The following is a 22699-nucleotide window of genomic DNA, read 5'->3' on the forward strand; positions in this document are numbered from 1 at the left end:
GTCACGCCTCCTCAGGCTTGCGGAACGCCCGCAGCTGGATCACGTTGATGACGATGAGCGCCAGGAGCACGATGACCGACAGAGCGGCGGCGATGCCGAGGTCGTTGCGGCCCTGGAAGGCGACGTTGTAGATGAGCTGCACGATGGTCATGGTGCTGTTGTCGGGTCCGCCCTTTGTCAGGATGTAGAACTGGTCGAACGCCAGCAGCGACCCCGTCACGCAGAGCACGATCGTGAGCGCGAAGGTGGGACGCAGCAGCGGGACCGTGATGTGCCGGAAGGTCTGCCAGCGTGAGGCGCCGTCGATGCGCGCGGCCTCGAAGACGTCGTCGGGGATGCCCTGGAGGCCGACGAGCATCAGGAGCATGTAGAACCCCGCGTAGCGCCACACGATGAGGAACACCGTCGACCACAGCGCACCCTCGGGCGTGCCCAGGAAGGTGAATCCCCACTTCTGCATGAGATCGGCGAACGGCCCGGCGAACGGGGAGTACAGCACATAGAAGAGGAGGGATGCCGAGGCCAGGCCCAGTGCGCTGGGGATGAGGAACGACGTGCGGAGGAAGCCCTTCCACGCCGTGGACTCCTGGACGAGCATGGCGAGTCCGAGTCCGAGGCCGATGAGGAGCACGGTCGTGATGATCGTGTACTTCAGCGTGAACCAGATCGAGTCCCAGAACAGCCGCAGGTCGACGGCCTCGGTGTAGTTCTGCGGGAAGTTCCAGCCCTGGTTCCCGCGCAGCAGCGGCCAGTCCGACCCCGACATCTGCAGCACGAGCAGCAGCGGTATGAGGAACAGGGCGGCCACGAACAGCGCCGTCGGCAGGGCGTAGAGCCAACCCTGCAGTGGGCCGCCGAGGGCCGACCGGCTCGGGCGGTTCTTGCGCGGTGCTCTCGCTCGGCGCGCAACGGTGGAGAAGGCCACGTCGCTCCTTCGGGTGGGGAATGCGGGAGGGGAGGGAGAAGAAGGGCGGTGCGCATCGCCGTGCGATGCGCACCGCCCGCGAGGATCACTGGCTGAGGACCGCCGTGATCTCGTCGTTGTCGGCGTCGACCGTGTCGGTGCCTTCGAGCACGGCGTTGCGCACCAGCGTCAGCCACGGGCTTCCGGGGGCGTTGAACGCCTGCTGGAACTGCAGCGCCACGGGCGTGTCACCCTGGCCGGCCACCTCGTTGATGGTGACGAGGCGCGGGTCCTCGGCGGCGTACTCGTTGTCAGCGAGGTCGGAGCGCGAGACGGCGTTGCCCGCCTTGGCGAGCACCTGCACCTGGGCGTCCTCCGACATCATCCACGCGAGGAAGTTCCACGCCTGGGGCGACAGCTTCGAGTCTTTCGAGATGCCGATGCCGTCACCGCCGACGAACGTCGAGGCTCCGCTGTCGATACCCGGAAGGCCGGCCACGCCGGCGTCGAACTCGAGCCCCGAGAGGAGCGTCGCCGGGTACGGCATGATGCCGACCTTGCCCTCCTGGAAGCCTGCGACCCAGGTGGGTCCGGTCTCATCGGCAGAACCCGGTGCCACCGCGCCCGCGTCGTAGAGGTCCTTCCATGTGGAGTAGACCTCCTGCGCGGCGTCGCTGTTGAGGAGGGACTCGGTGCCGTCTTCGTTCATCACCTCGTCGCCCGAGGCCCAGATCGTCGGGAACCAGGTGAAGACGAGGCATCCGCCGCAGTTCAGGCCCGCCGAAGTGCCCGACACGCCGTCCTTGCCGAGGTCCTGGATCGCCTTCGCGGCGTCGGCGAACTCGGCGAGCGTCTGCGGGGCCTTCTCGGGGTCGAGGCCCGCCTCCTCGAAGAGTTCCTTGTTCCACATGAGCATCGACAGGTCGAGCACGAAAGGCAGCACGTGCTCGGCGCCCTCGTAGGTGCCCGCGGACAGGTGGCCCTGGTTGATCGAATCCTTGAAGGAAAGGCCGTCGATCTGCTCCGTGATGTCGGCGAACAGCCCCTGCTGCACCCAGTTGGGCACGTAGACGATGTCGGCGGCGAACAGATCGGGGAGACCCCCGGATCCGGCGGCCGCGCCGACCTTCGCGACGTAGTCGTCGTTGGGCACGACGGTCAGTTCGACCTGGTTCTCGTGGCTCTCGTTGTACGCGTCGACCAGGAGGTTCGCCTGGGCCTCCATCGGGGCGCGGGTCCACAGCGTCAGCGTCGAACCGTCGTCGACGCCCTCAGCGGGGATGGACTCGGCCGGGGCGGGGGTGTCGCTGCCGGCGCAGGCGGCGAGGCCTCCGATGAGCGCGCCCGCCGTGACGAGGGCCGTGGCCGCTCGCAGCGCGGCACGACGTCGGGTGGTGTTCATGCAACTGTCTCCTCTGGCTCTTCTTCGAGCGGATGACGCCGATCGGGTCGGCACCGCTGCGGTGGGGTGCACGGGCTCTCGAAATGAGCGAAAGCCATTTCGAGCAAGTTATCGCGGCGATTATCATGACGTCAAGTAGGTTCTTCGATAACGTTTCAGCACCGAAGGAGGTGCCCGTGGCAGCGAACGAGACCGGCTCCAAGGCCGCGACCCTGAGCGATGTGGCTCGACGGGCGGGAGTGTCGATAGCTACCGCTTCGAAGGCGCTCAACAACCGCGACGACGTCGCCGTCGCCACCCGGCAGCGCGTGCTGCGCGCCGCGGAAGAGTTGGCGTTCACGCCGAACGCGATGGCGAAAGGCCTTCTCGCCGGTCGCACGGGAACGGTCGGACTCCTGACGAGCGACCTCGAAGGTCGCTTCATGATCCCGATCCTGATGGGTGCCGAGGATGCGTTCGGCGCGGGCCAGGTCAGCGTCTTCCTGTGCGACGCTCGCGGCGACGCGATCCGCGAGCAGCACCACCTCAGGGCGCTGCTCAGCCGCCGCGTGGACGGGATCATCGTCGTCGGCCGGCAGACCGATCCGCGGCCGTCGCTCGGTCAAGAGATCCCGGTGCCCGTCGTCTACGCGTACGCGCCGTCGGACGACCCCCGCGACCTGTCCCTCACCCCCGACAACTACACCGGCGGTCGCATGGCGGTGGAGCACCTCATCTCGTGTGGGCGCACGCGCATCGCCCACATCACGGGCGACCCGTCTTACGCCGCCGCGCAAGATCGCATCGCGGGAGCCAGGGCGGCGCTGGCGGCGGGGGGGCTCGAGCTCGTCGGCGAGCCGATGTTCGCGGAGTGGACCGAGCATTGGGGAAGGGATGCTGCGGCCCTGCTGCTGCAGCGTCACCCCGAGGTTGACGCGATCTTCTGCGGCTCGGATCAGATCGCGCGCGGCGTGCTCGACACGGCCCGCGACCTCGGGCGAAGCGTTCCGGAGGATCTCGCGGTGATCGGCTACGACAACTGGGAGGTGCTGTCGACGAACTCGCGCCCCCAGCTGACGAGCATCGACGCGAACCTCCAGCAGCTCGGGCGTCAGGCCGCGCAGCGCGTGTTCGACGCGATCGACGGCGTCGACATCGGTGACGGAACACACCATCTGCCGGTCCGTCTGGTCATCAGGGGGTCGACGATCCCGCGTCGCTGACGCGGGGTTCCCTCATCGGCGGTCCTGAGTTTCGAAATCCTCGAAAACCATTGCGCTCACGATGGGGACACTGCCAAACTGCCGCTCACGCGTGATCTCAGCGTCGAGAGGTAGCCATTGTGAGCGTCCCCCATTCCCCGAACCGCCGCCGGCGGTCTTTGAATCTCATCGCGGTATCAACGGTTTCGGTCCTTGTCGGATCGTTGCTGGCGACCGCCGCTGCACCCGCGGCGGTCGCCGTCCCGGGCGCCGAGGTGTCCCAGAGCGCTCTGGGGTACCCGGCGTTCGTCGGTTCGGCCGAGCCCATTCCCGACACGGGCGTCGCGTTCGCGCCGGGCGGCTATCTGTCGTCCGTCTTCGCGGCCGACCTCGCCGCCGGCGCCGGCTCGGCGCCGGGTCAGGACTTCTGGCTCGACCGGATGCTCGCCCGCACCGGAACGATGTTCGACGGCACCGAGAACGCCGTCGCCTTCACGCGGGGGCGCACGGCGTTCATGAAGACGCACAACCCCACCGGGCTCGGCTGGCGCGGCGACACCGCGTACGTCGACACCACCGGCAAGGGTGACGGCTTCGCCTACACCGTGACGGTCGACGGCACGCCCGTGACCCTTGCCGAGCAGAGCGGCCAGCGGCGCCAGACTCCGAGCTACTTCACCTCGGTGTTCACGGGCGGCGGCATCACGCTGACCCAGACGAAGTACATCACCGACCAGAACGTCATGGTCGCCGGCATCCGTGTCACCGGCGCGTCCGCGCACACCGTGAAGATCACGGCCACGTCTCCCCACGCCACCCGGGCCGAGGGCGATGAGCTTGTCGGCGTCGTGAGCGCGTACAACCAGCTCACGACCCTCTTCCCACGTCTCTCGGGTGACGGGTTCGCGGCCGATGGCAGCTCGCTGGTCGCGACGCTCGACGTGCCCGCGGGCGGGCTGGTCGCCACGAAGCTGCAACTCGGCCTCATCGCCGAGGAGGTGCCGGCCTCGACCACCGAATACCAGCACTACCGGGCCCTCACTCCCGACGCCGCGTACATCGAGCACGTGCGCGCCTACAACCAGTGGTGGGCCGACAACATCCCGTACCTCGACACCCCCGAGGACAACATCGACAAGACGCTCTTCTACCGCTGGTGGCTGATGCGCTACAACTTCCTCGACGCCGACATCCCGGGCAACGACTACCAGTTCCCCACGTCGATGGAGGGCGTGCTCGGGTACAACAACGCCATCGTCCTCACCGTCGGCATGTTCATCGACGACCTCAAGTACTTCCGCGACCCGGCCTACTCGTACGGTCCCGCGGTGTCGGTCGGCGAGACGTCGAAGGGCGGCAAGTTCGTCGACAACCCCGGCGACCCGGCGAACTGGTCCAACAGCTACACGCAGTACATCACCGAGGCTGCGTGGCGTGCCTATGAGCTGCACGGCGGCCCCGGCGCGATCGGTGAGAAGCTCGGCGACCACTCGCGCGACGACGTCGAGGGCCTGCTCGAGGCCTACGACGGCAACGACAACGGCCTCATCGAGTACTCGTGGGGCGCGATGACCGGCAACGACGCCGACGCCGTGTCGTTCCACTGGCGCCCGAACAACCCCAACATGGACCGCACCGAGAGCGCCTACCTCTACTCGAATGCGAAGGCGGCGGCGGAGTTCTACCGCGTCGCCGGCGACACCGAGGGCGCCGAGCACATGGACGCGCTCGCGGAGCGCGTGAAGACAGCCGTACTGGAGTACCTGTGGGAGCCCGAGCAGGCCACAGCCGACCAGGTCGGGCTCAAGGGCAACCTGCTCAAGCACCGCGTGACCAGCGACGGGGCGCTGAACCCGTGGAAGGAGATCAACAACTACTACCCGTTCTCGGTGGGCCTCATGCCCAAGCCCGGAGAAGCGGACTACGACCAGCCGTACGTCGAGGCTCTGCGCCTGTTCGCCGACGCCGACCAGTACCCGGTGTTCCCCTTCTACACGGCCAACCAGGTCGACCAGGCGGACTACGGCGGGCCGGGATCGAACAACTTCTCGGTGATCAACTCGACGGTGTGGTTCCGGATGCTGTCGTCCGTGCTCCGTGATTACCCCCAGGATTACGTCACCCCCGAGATGTACAAGCAGCTCCTGTACTGGAACGCGTGGGCGCACTACCAGAACGGCGACAACCGCCTGCCCAACCAGAACGAGTTCTGGTCGAACGGCTCGGCCGAGGACGGCGGATCGATCGGCTACCGTTCGTGGATCCACCACACCATCCTGGGCGCGACCAACTTCACCGTGATCGAGGACGCGATGGGCGTGCGCTCCCGCGCCGACGCGAAGATCGAGCTCGACCCGATCGACATCGGGTGGCCGAGCTTCGCCGTCGACAACATCCGCTACCACGACCGCGACCTCGCCGTCGTGTGGGACGAGGACGGCTCGGCCTACGGTGGACCTGCCGGGTACTCCGTGTACCTCGACGGTGCGCTCGCCTTCACCGTGAGCGACCTCGCCCACGTCGTCTACGACCCCGCGACGGGCACGGTCGAACTGCCGGAGGACGGCGCGACCGTCGTCACGCAGCAGCCCGGTGCCCTGTCGAGCGCCGCCGACATCCGGTTCGCCGACGACGCACGCGTCGTGGACATGTTCGCGAAGGCTGGCGCCGACATCGCGACGGCCACCACCGCCGCCCCCAACCTCGCCGAGGGCGCCGCGATCACCGCGACGTTCGCGGCGAACGGACGCCCCGTCGAGGGCGCGGTCGACGGGTCCACCGCGAACGAGCCCTTCTGGGGCACGGCCGGGTCGCCGAACACGAGCGACAGCCTCGTCGTCGACCTCGGTTCGGCGAAGGAGATCGACGAGGTGCGACTCGACTTCTACAAGACGTCGACGTCCGCGACGGTGTCGGGCTACGAGCTGCCTCAGATGTACGGCCTGGAGTACGAGTCGGGCGGCGAGTGGGTCGCCGTGCCGGGTCAGTCCCGCACGCCCTCGCACGTCACCGCCAATGGAAACGTCGTGCGATTCCCCGAGGTCACCGCGAGCAAGGTGCGTCTGACGGTCACGCACGCCGCCGGAGCGCGAACGGGTCTCAAGGAAATCCAGGTGCGCGCCACGGGCGCCGAGGCGCCGCCGTCGACGAACGCCGCACCCAGCGTGAGCGCGTACGTCGATCCGACGTTCTCGCAGCCCTCGCAGGCGCGCATCATCGGCACGGTGTCGGACGACGGCCTGCCGTCGCTCGCGCTGATCTCGTCGTGGACGCTCGCGTCGGGCCCCGAGGGCGGCGAGGCGATCTTCGCCAACCCGGCGAGCGCGACCACCGTCGTCCAGTTCACCGAAGCCGGCACTTATACGGTCCGCCTCACGGCGAACGACGGCGAGCTCAGCTCGAGCCGCGATGTCACGCTGGACGTGACGGGCGGCGAGACCGAGAAGACCAACATCGCCGTCGACGCGACGGCCTCGGCATCCGCCGTGACCGGCTGGAACCGCGTCGCGGCCATCAACGACGGCAATGCGCCGTACCCGGTGTCGGCCGAGACCGACGCCTGGGGCACGTGGGGAACCGCGGCGACGAACAACTCGTACGCCGCGACCCTCACGTGGCCGACGCCGGTGCGGGTCGACGAGAGCCGCATCTTGTTCCACAGCAACGGCGCGTCCGACGGCGTGCTCCCGCCCTCGTCGTGGAAGCTCGAGTACCTCGACGGCTCGACGTGGCGCGACGTGCCCGACGCGAGCGCGTACGGCACGACTGCCGGCGTCTTCAACTCGGTGACGCACGCGCCCGTCGTGACGACGGCGCTGCGCGCGACGCTCGTCCGAGACGGCGCGTCGTACCCGGGAATCGTGGAGTGGCAGGCGCTCGCCGAGGCGCCGGTCTCGGTGGAGTCCGTGGCCGTGCGCACCGTGCCGGGCACGGCACCTGCGATGCCCGCCGAGGTGGAGGTCGCCTTCGCCGACGGCTCCCGCGAGCAGCGGGAGGTGAGCTGGCAGGCCATCGACCCCGCGTCCTACGCGGGGGAGTCGTCCTTCCCGGTGCTCGGCTTCGTCGAGGGCACCTCGACGCTCGCCCGGGCCACCGTGTGGGTGCGTGCCAACACCGCGGTGCAGATCAACACCTTCGAGCCGGTCGAGGTCTCGACGGCACGGGGCGCCGCGCCGGTGCTGCCCGCCCGTGTGATCGCCGTGTACAACGACGGCGGCCAGGCGTCGCTGTCGGTGGCGTGGGACCAGGTCGACCCCGCCTCGTACGGGACGGTCGGCACGTTCACGGTCGAAGGCGCGGTCGAGAGCACCGACAAGCGCCCCGTGGCCACGGTCACCGTGCGTGCGACCGCCGATCAGGCGCCCGTCGTGACGCTCTCGACCGCGCCGGCGGCGCCCGCGTCCGGCTGGTTGGCCGGACCGGTCACAGTGTCGGCGACCGCGGTCGACGACGACGACGCGTCGCCGGCGATCGAGGTGCAGACGGGCACGGAGTGGGTCGCCTACTCCGGTCCGGTCGAGGTGACGGCGCAGGGTGCCACCACCCTCCGTGCCCGTGCGACCGACGACAGCGGTCTGGTGTCGTCGGTGGTCTCGGTCGTCGTGAGCATCGACACCGTGGCGCCCGAGGTGAGCGCTGCGTTCGACACCGCGACCCGCAGCCTCACGATCGCGGCGGTCGAGGGCGGTTCGGGGCTCGCCAAGCGCGAGTACCGGATCGGTGGCGGCGAGTGGCGCACGTACACCGGCGCCGTCACCATGACCGATGCCGGCACCGTGACCTACCGGGCCGTCGACGTCGCCGGGAACCTCTCCGAGCAGAAGACCATCGAGGTGCCCGAGCGTGAGCCCGGTCAGTCGCTCAACGTCGCAGGCAACGCAACGGCGACCGTTTCGGCTTCGACATCGTGGAACCGTGCCGCCGGCATCAACGACGGAGTGGCGAACCACCCGGTCACGGTGCAGTCGACCGCGTGGGGCACGTGGGGTCTCACCGGTGACACGCAGTGGGCGCAGCTCACGTGGGATCAACCGGTCACGGTGGGCACCAGCCGTGTCCTCTTCTTCGACGACGGGGGCGGCATGGGCCTCCCGAGCGCATGGAAGCTGGAGTACCGCGACGGCGACTCGTGGGTCGAGGTGCCCGAGCCGTCGGGCTACACCACGACGGTGGGCCAGTTCGATGTGCTGACGCACGGGACGGTGACGACGACGGCGCTGCGGGCGACGCTCACCAAGCCCACGTCCGCCTATGTCGGCATCGTGGAGTGGCAGGTGCTCGATGTGCCCGCCGCCGCCGAGCCCACACTCGAGGTGCCGGCCGGACCCGTCACCGCGGGCACCGGGTTCCCGGTGACCCTCACCGACGGCACCGCCGACGCCGACTATGCGGTGACGCTGGAGCCCGGCGGGATCGAGCTCGGCACGCTGACGACCGGGTCGAACGGTGCGGGCGTCCTCTACACCTCGGCGTTGCCGAAGGGCCTCGACGCCGGGGAGTACACGGTGCGGGCGAGCCGCGGCGACGAGCGGTACGAGGCGACCATCACGGTCGAAGAGTCCGACGAGCCACGCCAGGTCGTGGCAGGCTCCGTCTCGATCACCGGATCGGCGACGATCGGCGGCGTGCTCGCCGCGGACGTGACCGGCTTCGAGCCCGCCGACGTGTCGTACGCCTACCAGTGGTTCGTGGACGGCTCGATCGTGGACGGCGCCGACGGCCCGACCTTCGTGCCCCGGGCGCAGGACAGCGGAAAGAGCGTCGTGGTCCGGGTGACCGGCTTCGCCGACGGCATGCTGTTGGCGTCGGCCGAGTCCGCTCCCGCGGGCCCGGTCACGCTGCCGGCGCTGGAGGCGGGGCAGGTCTCGATCGAGGGCACTCCGCGGCAGGGCGCCAAGCTCACGGCAGCGGTCAGCGACTGGCCCGAGGGCGTGAAGCTCGAGTACCGCTGGCGCTCCAACGGCCTGCTCGTTCCGGGCGCCAAGAAGGACACCTTCTCGCCGCGCGGCGCCGACGTCGGCAAGTCCGTCGTCGTGGAGGTGCGCGCGACGCAGAAGGGCTTCGCGTCGACCGAGTGGGTGGCTTCCGACCCGGTCCAGGTCCAGCCGAAGCGCTGATCCGATCGATCCGACGAACAAGGTGGTTCAGATGGTGAAACACGTCCTCTCGCGGGCTGCGGTGGCCACGGCCGCCGCCGCAGCCCTGGTCCTGACGGCTGCGGCTCCGGCATCCGCTGCCGATGCCCCTCCGCCGACGCGGACCGTCACGTCCGACGGAAACCCGATCATCGCCGACGGCTCGCTGTACACGGCAGATGCCGCACCCCTCGTGGGCGCGGACGGCCGACTGTACATCTACACCGGGCACGACGAGGCGGCGCCGCAGCAAGCGGGCTTCGAGATGCACGACTACGCCGTGCTTGCCACGGACGACGTCGCCTCGGGGGAGTGGGACGTCTACGAAGACGCGCTCGACCCCGACGAGGTGTTCGCGTGGGCCTCGGGCAACTCCGCGTATGCGGGCCACGCCGTGCGGGGCGTTGACGGCAAGTACTACTGGTACGTGCCCGTCGAATCGAAGGACACGACCCAGGCCAACCGCATGGCGATCGGCGTGGCGGTCTCGGACTCGCCCGTCGGGCCGTGGACCGACGCCGTCGGTGAGCCGCTCGTGACGTGGTCGGACGTGTTCGGCTCGAGCACGAACGGCCAGGAGGTCATCGACCCGCACGTCTTCACCGATGCCGACGGCACCGTCTACCTCTACTGGGGTTCGTGGGGCGTCGCGCGGGTCGTGAAGCTGACGTCGTCGATGACCGCCCTGGACGGCGCGATCTCGACCATGTCGGGCCTCACCTCGTTCTACGAGGCGCCGTGGGTGTTCGCGAAGAACGGCCGGTACTACCTGCTGTACGACTGGAAGGCCGGCGGCAGCGAGTGCACCCCGTCGAATTACCAGGCGTGCATCGCGTACGCGACCTCGGCGAGCCCGACGGGTCCGTGGACCTACCAGGGCATCATCCTGTCGGGCACGTCGGCGACCACCGTGCACCCGTCGCTGATCGACTTCGAGGGGAAGTCGTACCTGACCTATCACACGAAGGATGCTGCGGGCGGGGGTCATTTCCGCCGCTCGGTCGCCATCGACGAGGTGCAGTGGGACGGTGCGAAGATCCTGCCGGCGACGCAGACCCTCGCGAAGGATCCCGCACTCATCCCGTCGGCGAACCTCGCGCTGGACGCGCAGGCGAAGGCCTCGTTCACCGAGCAGCCGCCGATGCGCCTCGGCGCGGTGAACGACGGATTCCGCGCGACGACGGCGCTGCTGCCGCCCGACCAGTGGGGCAACTACCGGGGCACGACGAGCGCCAACGAGACCGACTGGGTGTCGTACCAGTGGTCGACGCCGGTGCGCACGGACTCGGTCGGCATCCAGTTCCATCAGGACTCCAACTGGATCCGTACGCCCGCGTCGTGGAAGCTCGAGTTCCTCGACACGGAGGGCGATTGGCGGCCAGTCGAGGGCGCGACCTATCCGACGACGGTGAACACGTGGCTCACCGTCAGCTTCACGCCGGTCACGACGACCGCGCTGCGCGCGACCTTCGCCGGCCAGGCCAACGGGGCGTACTTCCACTCGGTGTCGGTATCGGAGTGGGAGGTCTACGCTCGCGAGGCGGCAGCCCCCGCGCCCGTCGAGGTCCACACGAAGCCGGGCGTCGCGCCTTCGCTGCCCGCGGCCGTGCGGATCACGGTCGACGGCACGCCGCAGTGGGCACCCGTCACCTGGCTGCCGGTCGAGGCATCGGACTACGCGCAGGCGGGAACCTTCACCGCGACCGGTCGCGCGCTGGGCGTCGCGGCCGGGCTGGTCGAGGCATCCGTCACCGTCGCCGCGGGCGACCCGCCTCCGCCGCCCGCCGACCACGATGCGCCGGCGGTCACGCTGTCGGCATCGGGCACGTCGGGAGCCGACGGATGGTTCGCCTCGAATGTCACGGTGCGCGCCTCCGCCGAGGACGCGGTCGACTACCTGACGACGGTGTCGACGCGGATCGGTGCCGGTGACTGGACGTCGACGCCGAATGCGCGGTTCGCAGAGGTGTCGGTGACCGCCGAGGGCACGAGCACCGTCACCGCGCGCGCCGAGGACTCGTCGGGCAACGTGTCGAGCGAGGTGAGCCGTACGGTCAAGATCGACAAGACGGCCCCGACGGCGGATGCCGTGTGGGATGCTGCGGCCCGCACCGTGTCGATCACCGCGAGCGACGCCGGCTCTGGCGTGGCCGCGGTCGAGTACCGCTTCGACGGCGCCGGCGCGTGGCAGCAGACCACCGCCGGGGCGGTGATCGCGGCACCCGATGCGCTGCCGCACCATCTCATGTACCGCGTGCGCGACACGGCGGGCAACGCGGCCAACGGCACCGTGACGATCCCGAAGGACGACGACGCGCAGCTCACGGGCAACCTCTCGTCGTACGCGACGGCCACGGCGTCGTTCACCAGCGGCTGGGAGAACGTCAACGGCCTCAAGGACGGCACCAACGCGCCGTTCGAGAACGCCGCCGGCAAGTACGGGTCGAGTTGGGGAACGTGGCCGCAGGTCGGCGAGCAGACCGCTCGTCTGACGTGGTCCTTCGCGGTCGACGTCGACTCGATCGGCGTGTGGTGGTATCGCGACAGCCCCGACACGGCGAATGCGGGCATGATCCCGCCGGCCAGCTGGGTGCTGCAGTACCTCGACGCCGACGGCACGACCTGGCGGGAGGTCACGCTCGACGGCGGCCAGGAGTACGGACGTACCGGCACCGGGTTCGACCGCGTCGACTTCGCGCCGGTCACGACGACCGCGCTGCGGATCGTGTCGCAGTCGTGGGGTGCCGCGAGCGCGGGCGGCTCGACGGGCATCCGCGAATGGCAGGTGATCGCCGCCGAGCAGACGTCGACGGTGGTCACGCCGGCCGCCCCGACGTTCACCGAGTCGCCCGGCTGTGTCGACGGCACGTTGGCAACGGCCACGGTGGCCCTGCCGGCGGTCACCGGCGTGGTCTACCGCGTCGACGGCTCCATCGCCTCGGGAACGGTCGAGATCGGCGCGAACGCGCAGACCACGGTCGTCGCCGAAGCCGCGGAGGGCTACACGCTCGCCGACGGGGCGCTGGCCGAGTGGACGCACGCATTCGCGGCGGAGCCCTGCCCCGTGCCTGATGTCGTCGTGGCGCCGAAGGCGCCCACGTCGACGGCCGTGAAGTGCGAGGACGGAGCGCCCACCACCGGAACGCTGACGATCCCGACGGTCGAGGGCGTGCGCTACACGATCGGCGGGACGGAGGTCGCCGGCGCGCTGCCGATGGCGCCCGCCACGTCGGCCTCGGTGCAGGCGCGGCCTGTCACCGGGTACGTCTTCGACGGCGTGACGCAGGTCGTGACGTACTCCTACGCGTTCCCTGTACCTGACTGCGCACCGGCGCCTCAGCAGGTCGCCGTCGGATCGGTGAGGGTCACGGGAGCCCCGATCGTCGGCGGATCGCTCACGGCGACCGCGACGGGCTGGGGCCCGACGGGCGTGAAGCTCGCCTACCAGTGGCAGGCCGACGGAGCCGACATCGCCGGCGCGACGGGTTCGACGCTGTCGATCGGTCCGTCCCTCGAGGGTGCCGTGCTGCGCGTGCGCGTCAGCGGCTACGGCGACCGGCTCGTCGGCGCCTCGGCACTCTCGGCCGACGTCGGCCCGGTCTCGCCCGCCGCTTTCACCGCGGCGACGCCGAAGATCAGCGGCAATGCGAAGGCGGGAACGACGCTCAAAGTCACCGTCGGCACGTGGACACCGCAGCCGACGACGCTCGCATACCAGTGGTACGCCGACGGTGCCGAGATCGCCGGGGCCACCGGCGCGAGCCTCGTCGTCCCGTCGGGTCTCAGCGGCAAGGCACTGACCGTCGCGGTGACCGGCTCCCGCGCCGGCTACGCCACCCTGACGGTCTCGTCGGGGGCGGTGACGATCCGCAAGTGACGCCGACCTCAGCCGCGCCGCCACCATGAGCGGCGCGGCTGAGCCGTGCCCGGAGACCGGTGCGCCGTTCGTCAGCGCCGGGCCGCTTCCGGGCTCGGTCGTCGGGTTTGGGGCGCAGCGTGTGCATTCGGGGCGCACGGTCCGCGCCCCGAACGCACGGGACGCGCCCCAAACCGAGGAATAGACCGCGAGACCGCTTTGCGGACGCCGATGCGCGCCGGACTCACTCTGGGCGCGGTGAAGTGACGGCCGTCACCCCCGCGGACGCCGCCACCAGGGCCGACGGCGGGCCGCGGCATCCGATTCCTGGTGAGCTCTCACCACCCGCGCTGCGCGGCGATCGCCCCACGCCGACACCTCGGCCTCGACGTCCCGAGTGGGCGTCACGACCGGCGGGCCGCCGAGCAGCTGCCGCCTGGCCTCGATGACGCGCCGGTTGAAGTCCTCGACTGCCTCGCGCACGTCGACCTCGCGCGACAGCTCGTCGAGCCGCGCGTCGAACTCGGCGTCCTCGACCCGCAGCCTCAGAGCGGGCGGGCCGAGGCCGGTGAGCTTCTCGGACTCGATCTTGCGGCGGATCCACCAGTCGGGATCGTGACTCCCGCCGAGGCCCGGGATCGGCTTGCCCGCACCGGGAAGGTCGTCGAAGTCGCCGCGCCGCATCGCCTGCTGGATCGCGGTCTCGACCACGGCGGCACGATCGGCCGCCGAGTACGCCCGAGCGGCCTTCGACGCCGGCGCGGCCGCATCCGTTTCCTCGCCTTCATCTTCGGGCGCGAACCCCTGCTCGCGCTGCCACTTCTCGAAGCGGTAGCGCTCGGCGGCTTCACGAGGGTTCTCGGCGGTCATGAGCCCGAGACGTGATCCCGCCAGGAGTGCTGCGGGTCGTAGCCCAAGAGTCGCCGGGCCTTCTCGATCGACAGGAGGGTGTCGTGCTCGCCGAACTCGCGGGTCTCGACGCCGGGGAAGACCTCGGCGACGAGCTCGGCGTTCGGGCGCGACATCACGGTGTCGGCCGCGGCGATGATGTACGTCTCGAAGCCCGTCGGCGCGACCTCGAGCGCGCGCTGCACCGCCTGCGCGCCGTCGCGCGCGTCGATGTAGCCCCACAGGTTCCACTTGCGCTTCAGCGCGTCGTCGTCGTACGACGGGAACGCCTCGTAGTCCTCCGGCACCATCACGTTCGAGAATCGCAGGCCCGTGATCGACAGATCGGGGTGCCAGCGCACGAGCTCGACGGCCATGCGCTCCTCGAGCGTCTTCACGAGCGAGTACACGGACTCGGGGCGCGGCGGGTACTCCTCGTCGACCGGGATGTACGGCGGGGGCACGTCGAACGGGAGTCCCAGCACGGTCTCGCTCGACGCGTACACGATGCGACGGATGCCGAGCCTCACGGCCGCCCAGAACACGTTGAACGTCGCGTTCATGTTGTTGTGGAACGTCGCGACATCGGAACGGATGCCGGGGGCCGGGATCGCGCCGAGATGCACGACCGCGTCGAACCCGTCGTGGCGGTCGTTCACGGCGGAGAGGGCGTCGACGACCTGGCCGTAGTCGGTGAGGTCGACCTGCACGAAGTCGGGGCCGCGCGTGCCGACGACGTCGATGCCGATGACGTCGTACCCGGCCGCGCGCAGTTCGCGGGCGACGACGGTTCCGAGCTTTCCGGACGAACCGGTGAGAGCGATGCGCATGGATCCAGCCTGCCACTGCGCCGAGGCGCGCGGGGCGCGAGGGCTAAGGTTGCCGCGATGGACGACAGCGACGCGGCGCCCGGCGCCCGGGTGGGAGTGCGTGACGTCGCGCGCGCCGCGGGGGTCTCGACCCAGACGGTGTCGCGCGTGATCAACCAGCACCCGAACATCCGCCCCGAGACCCGCGACCGCGTGCTGCGGGTGATCGACCACCTGGGCTATCGCGTCAACAACGCCGCGCGGACTCTCGGCACGCGGACCACGCGCACGCTCGGCGTCATCGCGTCCGACGCGACGCTGTACGGCCCGGCGGTCGGCATCGCGGCGCTGGAGGCGGCGGCGCGCGACGCGGGGCGGTGGATCGCGACGGCCTACGCCGATGCCTCGGTCGAGGCATCCGTCCGCGACGCGGCCGACCGCCTGCTCGCGCAGGGGGTCGACGGCCTCATCGTGCTCGCGCCCCACGCGGCGACGCTCACCGCGCTGACCGACGCGCATCCCGGCGTCGCGATCGCGGCGTTGCACACCGGATCCGGCGCCGAGCGCCAGGAAGCCGGTGCCGCACTCGCGATCTCGCACCTCGTCGCCCTGGGGCACCGGCGCATCGGCCGGGTGGCCGGGCCCGGAGAGTGGCTCGAGGCGCGCTCCCGCGAGGCGGGCATGCTGCGCGCGCTCGCCGACGCCGGGGTCGAGCCGGGACCGCGCTGGAGCGGCGACTGGACGGCGGCCGACGGCGCCGCCCTGGCCCCCGCGATCGTGGCCGAGGTGCGCACTGCCGGCGGCCCGACCGCGATCGCCGCGGCCAACGATCAGATGGCCCTCGGGCTGATCGCCGGGCTCCGCGAGGCGGGCGTCGACGTGCCGGGTGACGTGAGCATCGTCGGCTTCGACGACAACCCGGATGCCGCGTACTACCGTCCGGCGCTCACCACGGTCGGTCTCGACCTCCGAGGCGAGGCGCGCCGCGCCGTCGCCGAGGTGCTCGGGGAGGCGGCATCCGTCCCCGCTCCGCCGCGTCTCGTCGTGCGGGCCTCGACCGCGCCGCCGCGCTGACCTCGAAGGCGGGAAAGCGACGGTGCGAATCGTCGTTGTTACCGGTAACATAGATCGCCGAGGCCCGATGGGCCCGCCCTCTTCACACGAGACCCGACGGAGGACCCCGTGACCAGCCCCGAACTGGCGACCCCTGCCTTCAGCCCGGAGGTCGAGGCATCCATCGCCGCCGTCCGCGCCGACGTCGCAACCCTCCACGCCGAGCTCGTCCGCTACAACCTGATCGTCTGGACCGGCGGCAACGTCTCGGGTCGAGTGCCCGGCGCCGACCTGTTCGTCATCAAGCCCTCGGGCGTCTCGTACGACGACCTCGCGCCCGAGAACATGATCCTGTGCGACCTCGACGGCAACGTCGTCGCGGGCAGCCTCGGCAGCGAGCGGAGCCCGTCGAGTGACACCGCCGCGCACGCCTACGTGTACCGCAACATGCCCGAGGTCGGGGGAGTGGTGCACACGCACTCGACGTTCGCCGTCGCGTGGGCGGCGCGCGGCGAGGAGATCCCCTGCGTCATCACGGCGATGGCCGACGAGTTCGGCGGGCCGATCCCGATCGGTCCGTTCGCGATCATCGGCGACGACTCGATCGGCCGCGGCATCGTCGAGACGCTCACCGGCCACCGCTCGCGCGCGGTGCTGATGCAGAACCACGGCCCGTTCACGATCGGCGTCTCCGCCAAGGACGCGGTGAAGGCCGCCGTGATGGTCGAGGACGTCGCCCGCACCGTGCACTACGCGCGGGAGGCGGGCCCGCTGATCCCGATCCCGCAGGAGGCGATCGACAGCCTCTACGACCGGTATCAGAACGTGTACGGGCAGAGTTCGGACGAGCGTCGCGAAGAGGGCGAGCGATGATGGATGCTGCGGCCGAGGCCATCCGCGAAGGCCGCACCGCACTCGGCATCGAGCTCGGCTCGACCCGCATCAAGGCCTGCCTCGTCGACGCCGACGATCCGGCGACGGTGCTCGCGGTCGGCTCGCACGCCTGGGAGAACCGGCTCGAGGACGGCCTCTGGACCTACTCCCTCGAGGACGTGTGGTCAGGACTGCAGGCCGCCTACACCGACCTCGTCGCCGACGCGCAGCAGCGCCACGGCGTCGCGCCCGACTCGTTCGGGGCGATCGGCGTCTCGGCGATGATGCACGGCTACCTCGCGTTCGACGAGGCCGGCGAGCTGCTCGCGCCGTTCCGCACCTGGCGCAACACGAACACGGGCGTGGCCGCCGCCGAGCTCACCGATGCCTTCGGCGTGAACATCCCGCTCCGCTGGTCGATCGCGCACCTGCACCAGGTCGTGCTCGACGCCGAGGAGCACGTGTCCGACATCCGGTTCGTCACGACGCTCGCGGGCTACGTGCACTGGAGACTGACGGGCGAGAAGGTGCTCGGCGTCGGCGACGCGTCGGGCATGTTCCCGATCGACTCGGCGACACAGGATTACGACGCCGACCTCCTCGCACGGTACGACGCGCTGGCAGCCGACCGGCTGCCGGTCGCGCACGTCGCCGAGCTCCTGCCCGCGTCGCTCGTCGCCGGCGCGCCGGCGGGCGCGCTCACGGCGGAGGGCGCGGCGCTGCTCGACGCTTCCGGAACCCTGCGTCCCGGTATCCCGTTCTGCGCTCCCGAGGGCGACGCGGGCACCGGCATGGTCGCGACCAACGCCGTCGCACCCCGGTCGGGCAACGTCAGCGCCGGCACGAGCATCTTCGCGATGGTCGTGCTCGAGCGTCCGCTCGCCGAGGTACACCACGAGCTCGACCTCGTCACGACCCCGGTCGGCGACACCGTCGCGATGGTGCACTGCAACAACGGCGCGAGCGAGCTCGCGGCGTGGGCCGGCATGTTCGCCCGGTTCGCCGAGGCGGCCGGAACCCCGCTGACCGACGACGCGGTTTACGAGACCCTCTTCCGCGAAGCGCTCGACGGCGAGGCCGACGGCGGCGGGCTGCTCGCGTACAACCACCTCGCGGGCGAGCCGATCGCCGGGCTCACCGAGGGGCGTCCGCTCTTCGTCCGCACGCCCGACAGCCGCCTCACGCTCGCCAACGCGATCCGCGCGCAGCTCTACGGCGTGTTCGGCACGCTCGCGCTCGGCATGCGCGTGCTCGACGACGAGGGTGTCGCCCTCGACCGCATGTTCGCGCACGGGGGGATGTTCCGCACCGCCGGCGTCGCGCAGCGCTTCCTCGCCGGCGCGCTCGGTGCTCCCGTGTCGGTCGGCGACACCGCCTCGGAGGGCGGCGCGTGGGGCATCGCGGTGCTCGCCGCGTACGCACGGGCAGTGAGGAACGAGGATGCTGCGGCCGCAGCATCCGGAATCACCCTCGCCTCCTTCCTCGACGACCGCGTGTTCGCCGACGCGGCCATCTCCACCGCCGAACCCGACCCCGCCGACGTCGCCGGGTTCGGCGCCTACCTCGACCGCTATCGCGCCGGCCTCGCCGTCGAAGCCGCCGCCGTCTCCGCTCTCTGACCCACGAAGGACCCACGATGACCCGCACGCCCCTGTCCACCACGCTCGACGCCTACGAGATCTGGTTCGTCACCGGCAGCCAGACGCTGTACGGCGAAGAGACGCTCCGCCAGGTCGCCGAGCAGTCCCAGGCCGTCGCGGCCGGCCTCGATGGCCTTCCCGTCAAGGTCGTGTGGAAGCCCGTTCTCAAGGACTCCGACTCGATCCGCCGACTCGCCCTCGACGTGAACGCCCGCGACGAGGTCATCGGCGTCGTCGCCTGGATGCACACGTTCAGCCCGGCGAAGATGTGGATCGCCGGCCTCGACGCGCTGCAGAAGCCGCTGCTGCACCTGCACACGCAGGCGAACGTCGAGCTGCCGTGGGCCGACATCGACTTCGACTTCATGAACCTCAACCAGGCCGCGCACGGCGACCGGGAGTTCGGCTACATCCAGACGCGCCTCGGTGTGGCCCGCAAGACGGTCGTCGGCCACGTGTCGAACCCCGTCGTGCTGCAGCAGATCGAGGACTGGCAGCGCGCCGCCGCAGGCTGGGCCGCCTCGCGCTCGCTCAAGCTCGCGCGCTTCGGCGACAACATGCGCTACGTCGCGGTGACCGAGGGCGACAAGACCGAGGCAGAACTGCGGTTCGGCGTGCAGGTCAACACGTGGGGCGTCAACGAGCTCGTCGCCGCCGTTGAGGCGCAGACCGACGGCGACGTCGACGCACTCGTCGGGGTCTACCTCGCCGAATACGACGTGGCGGAAGAGCTGCTGCCCGGTGGCGACCGCCACCAGTCGCTGCGCGACGGCGCCGCGATCGAGCTCGGCCTGCGCTCGTTCCTCGAGGAGGGCGGCTTCGGCGCCTTCACGACCTCGTTCGAGGACCTCGGCGCACTGAAGCAGCTCCCGGGTCTCGCGGTGCAGCGCCTCATGGCCGAGGGCTACGGCTTCGGCGCCGAGGGCGACTGGAAGACCGCGATCCTCGTACGCGTCGCCAACGTGATGGGCGCGGGCCTCCCCGGCGGCGCGAGCCTCATGGAGGACTACACCTACGACCTCGTGCCGGGCGGCGAGCGGATCCTCGGCGCGCACATGCTCGAGGTGTCGCCCTCGCTGACGACCGCCAAGCCGCGCCTCGAGGTGCACGCGCTCGGCATCGGCGGCAAGGAGGACCCGGTGCGCCTGGTCTTCACCGCCGACCCCGGCCCCGCGCTCGTCGTCGCGATGAGCGACATGCGCGACCGCTTCCGTCTCGTGGCCAACGTCGTCGAGAACGTCGACGCCCCCGACCTGCCGAAGCTGCCCGTCGGCCGCGCGGTGTGGAAGCCCGCCCCCGATTTCGCGACGAGCGCCGCCTGCTGGCTCGCCGCCGGCGCCGCCCACCACACCGTCATGACGACGGCGGTCGGCATCGACGTCTTCCGCGACTTCGCCGACATCGCCGCCACCGAGCTCGTCGTGATCGACGAGGACACCACGGTGCGCGGCTTCCAGCGGGAGCTCCGCTGGAACCAGGCGTACTACCGCCTCGCCCAGGGCTTCTGACCCCGGCGCGGAATCCCCGGTCTCGACGAGACCTGGGATTCCGCACGAACCCGGGGCATCGCCCTCGGTCTCAGCGCGAATCCCTTGGTTCGAGACGTCTCACGCCGCGCCGCTACTCTGGTTGGCGGCATCCCCGATCCCCAAGGAGCCCTCATGGCACGTCCCCCCGCATCCGGAACCCAGCACGCACTCCGCGCCGGCGACTACGAGGCCGTCGTGGCGAGCGTCGGCGCGACGCTCCGCTCGCTCGCGTATCGCGGTCGCGACCTCGTCGTGCCGTTCGAGGCCGACGAGGTGCGTCCCGCGCATCGCGGCGCGACCCTCGCCCCCTGGCCGAACCGCGTGGTCGACGGGCGCTACTCGTTCGGCGGCCGCGACTTCCAGCTGCCGCTCACCGAGCCCGCGCGTTCGCACGCCCTGCACGGCCTCGCCACGTGGCTCGACTTCGAGGCGATCGACAAGGGCCCCGACCATGTGACCCTGGCGGCCGTCATCCAGCCGCAGACGTTCTTCCCGTGGCGCCTCGTCATCACCACGACCTTCTCGCTCGGCCCTGACGGGCTCACGCAGTCGGTGACGGCGCACAACGAGAGCGACGAGCCCGCCCCGTGGGGCACCGGCCCGCACCCCTACCTCGTCGCCGGTGACGGCCGCGTCGACGGCTGGACGCTCGAGCTGCCCGCCGCTCAGGTGCTCGCCGTCACGCCCGACCGCCTCATCCCGACCGACCTCGTCGCCGTCGACGCCGACGACCCGCAGCGCTTCGACTTCCGCTCCGCCCGCGAGATCGGCGCCGCCGAGATCGACCACGCATACTCGGGCCTGATCCGCGACGCCGACGGCACCGCCACGGTGCGCGTGACCGATGGCGCGGGCTCCGGTGTCGAGATGTCGTGGGATGCCGCGTGCCCGTGGGTACAGGTCCACACCGCCGACAAGCCCGACCCCGCGCAGAGCCGCCTGGGCCTCGCCGTGGAGCCCATGACGTGCGCGCCCGATGCGTTCAACGCCGGGTCGTACGACTACGACGCAGGGCTCATCGTCATCGAGCCCGAGGCATCCGTCACGGCTTCGTGGCGCATCGCCGCCATCGACTGAGTCTCGCGACACAGCGAAAGCGGAGCCGGCCCCCCGGTCGGCTCCGCTTTCATCGTCTGCGGATCAGCTGTCCCGCAGGTCTTCCTTGATTTCGTTGCGCGTTTTCACCGAGTCGCGCTCCGCTTCGGCCTTCTTGACGTCGGCATCAGCCTTCATCTCGTCGACCTTGTCCCCGACTCGATCGGTGGTGTCTTCCCACGCGTCCTGGATCTTCTCGCCGACGGCCTTGGCCGTCTCCTTCGCGTCTTCCATGAATCCCATCGATCTCTCCTCTCATGAGGGATGACACCGACGCTACGCGTGAGGGGCAGGACCGGTCAGGGGGTTGATTCGGCGCGTGACCATTGATAACGGACGCACGGATGCTGCCGCCCCGGCAGCGTCGCTGAGAGCTCTGCGCGTGGGTGGCGCCGTCAGCGGACCGGTGTCGTGGTGTCGATCGCGTCGCGCAGCGGGCGGCGCATCGGCGCCCAGTAGTGCGTCGGCGTGACCCGGGCCAGCACGTCGACCAGGCGCGCCTCGCGGCCGATCATCGTGCGCGGACGCCGGCGGATCGTCGCCTCGACGATGCGCGCCGCCGCGTCCGCGGGCTCGGTGTGGTACATCGCTGCCTGAGCGGCCGCCGCGCGCTGCGCGACCGCGGGATCGATCGCCGCGGCGTACCGGCCATGCAGGATGATGCCGGTCTTCACCCCCGCAGGGTAGACCGCGCCGACGGTGATCGTGGAGCGCTCGAGCTCGTGACGCAGCGACTCGGTGAACCCGCGCACCGCGAACTTGCTCATGGCATAGGGGATGCGCCCCGCAGGAGCCGCGAGCCCGTAGATCGAGACGAGATGCGTGATGTGGGCGGCCGGCTCGCGCCGCAGTGCAGGCAGCAGCGCCTGGGTCACGTTGACGGTGCCCCACAGGTTCACGTCCATGAGCCAGCGCATCTCGGCCATTGTCACCTGGTCGATGTCGCCGAGCATCGAGGATCCGGCGCACGTGACGAGCGCCTGGATGCGCGGATGGGATGCCTCGACCTCCGCCACGGCCGCGGAGACCGCGTCGTCGTCGGTGAGGTCGATCACGTGCGTGGTGTGCCCGGTGCCGTCGAGGGTGGCGGCGACCGCGGCGAGGCCCTCGGGGTTGCGGTCGAGCAAGGCGATGCGCGCTCCGCGCGCGGCCAGCTGCCGTGCGACATCGGCACCCATTCCCGCGGCGGCGCCGGTGATCACGGTCGTGCGCCCGCGCACGTCCAGCGGTGGCTGCTTCGCCATGTGATGCCTCTCGGTCCGGTCGTCGCCGTCGACGAGCCGCGCATACGATTCTCGCTGACTCGGGAGTGCCCGACGGACGCTAGCCTTCAAG

At 70.5% G+C, this 22699-nt stretch carries 14 protein-coding genes; 8 read left to right on the forward strand and 6 right to left on the reverse strand.

All coding sequences use genetic code 11. The features are described from left to right. Position 1: 1 nt before the first annotated feature. Both ASF40_RS10035 and ASF40_RS10040 read right to left on the reverse strand, forming a co-directional pair. A complete protein-coding gene (locus ASF40_RS10035) occupies positions 2–925 on the reverse strand; it encodes a carbohydrate ABC transporter permease (protein WP_056368634.1) in 924 nt (307 codons plus the stop codon). An 85-nt stretch (positions 926–1010) separates the two neighbouring features. Next, positions 1011–2306 carry an ABC transporter substrate-binding protein gene (locus ASF40_RS10040; RefSeq protein ID WP_056368636.1) on the reverse strand — a complete coding sequence of 432 codons (1296 nt, stop codon included), beginning with the start codon at positions 2304–2306 and terminating at the stop codon, positions 1011–1013. Positions 2307–2482: 176 nt separating this feature from the next. Here ASF40_RS10040 and ASF40_RS10045 point away from each other — a divergent pair, with 176 nt between their 5' ends. From ASF40_RS10045 to ASF40_RS10055, 3 genes are all read left to right on the forward strand, one after another. Beyond that, complete coding sequence (locus ASF40_RS10045) at positions 2483–3508, forward strand: LacI family DNA-binding transcriptional regulator (RefSeq protein WP_235560204.1); 1026 nt, start codon at positions 2483–2485, stop codon at positions 3506–3508. 203 nt (positions 3509–3711) lie between these two features. Further along, positions 3712–9603 carry an OmpL47-type beta-barrel domain-containing protein gene (locus ASF40_RS10050; protein WP_157549606.1) on the forward strand — a complete coding sequence of 1964 codons (5892 nt, stop codon included), beginning with the start codon at positions 3712–3714 and terminating at the stop codon, positions 9601–9603. A 31-nt stretch (positions 9604–9634) separates the two neighbouring features. Beyond that, positions 9635–13498, forward strand: a complete 3864-nt coding sequence (locus ASF40_RS10055) for a family 43 glycosylhydrolase (RefSeq protein ID WP_082496991.1) — start codon at positions 9635–9637, stop codon at positions 13496–13498. A gap of 252 nt (positions 13499–13750) precedes the next feature. On the opposite strand, the gene ASF40_RS10060 is transcribed toward ASF40_RS10055, so the two are convergent. Further along, entirely contained in the window at positions 13751–14347 is a 597-nt protein-coding gene (locus ASF40_RS10060) for a J-domain-containing protein (RefSeq protein WP_056368640.1), read from the reverse strand. Further along, the gene (locus ASF40_RS10065; protein WP_056368642.1) at positions 14344–15195 is read right to left on the reverse strand and encodes an NAD-dependent epimerase/dehydratase family protein; all 852 of its coding nucleotides are present in this window, start codon (positions 15193–15195) and stop codon (positions 14344–14346) included. Before ASF40_RS10065 ends, ASF40_RS10060 begins: the two co-directional genes overlap by 4 nt. A 57-nt stretch (positions 15196–15252) precedes the next feature. Between ASF40_RS10065 and ASF40_RS10070 the strand changes: the two genes are divergently transcribed. From ASF40_RS10070 to ASF40_RS10090, 5 genes are all read left to right on the forward strand, one after another. Then, positions 15253–16248, forward strand: a complete 996-nt coding sequence (locus ASF40_RS10070; protein WP_056368645.1) for a LacI family DNA-binding transcriptional regulator — start codon at positions 15253–15255, stop codon at positions 16246–16248. Between the two features lie 123 nt (positions 16249–16371). Beyond that, positions 16372–17100: an L-ribulose-5-phosphate 4-epimerase gene (locus tag ASF40_RS10075; RefSeq protein WP_056369854.1), complete on the forward strand. Its 729-nt coding sequence runs from the start codon at positions 16372–16374 to the stop codon at positions 17098–17100. Continuing rightward, positions 17097–18719, forward strand: coding sequence for a xylulokinase (locus ASF40_RS10080; protein ID WP_056368647.1), 1623 nt, complete (start codon positions 17097–17099; stop codon positions 18717–18719). The genes ASF40_RS10075 and ASF40_RS10080 overlap by 4 nt, the downstream gene beginning before the upstream one ends. A 17-nt stretch (positions 18720–18736) precedes the next feature. After that, positions 18737–20248 (forward strand): L-arabinose isomerase, encoded by a 1512-nt coding sequence (gene araA, locus ASF40_RS10085; protein ID WP_056368648.1) that lies wholly within the window; start codon positions 18737–18739, stop codon positions 20246–20248. A 153-nt stretch (positions 20249–20401) separates the two neighbouring features. Then, a complete protein-coding gene (locus tag ASF40_RS10090) occupies positions 20402–21346 on the forward strand; it encodes an aldose 1-epimerase family protein (protein WP_056368650.1) in 945 nt (314 codons plus the stop codon). 63 nt (positions 21347–21409) lie between these two features. Here the strand turns inward: ASF40_RS10090 and ASF40_RS10095 are convergent, their stop codons facing one another. Further along, positions 21410–21607 carry a hypothetical protein gene (locus tag ASF40_RS10095; RefSeq protein WP_056368652.1) on the reverse strand — a complete coding sequence of 66 codons (198 nt, stop codon included), beginning with the start codon at positions 21605–21607 and terminating at the stop codon, positions 21410–21412. 152 nt (positions 21608–21759) lie between these two features. Beyond that, positions 21760–22608: an SDR family NAD(P)-dependent oxidoreductase gene (locus ASF40_RS10100; protein WP_056368654.1), complete on the reverse strand. Its 849-nt coding sequence runs from the start codon at positions 22606–22608 to the stop codon at positions 21760–21762. Positions 22609–22699: the final 91 nt, after the last annotated feature.

This window comes from Microbacterium sp. Leaf288 (assembly GCF_001422925.1).
In the GTDB taxonomy this organism is placed as follows: domain Bacteria; phylum Actinomycetota; class Actinomycetes; order Actinomycetales; family Microbacteriaceae; genus Microbacterium.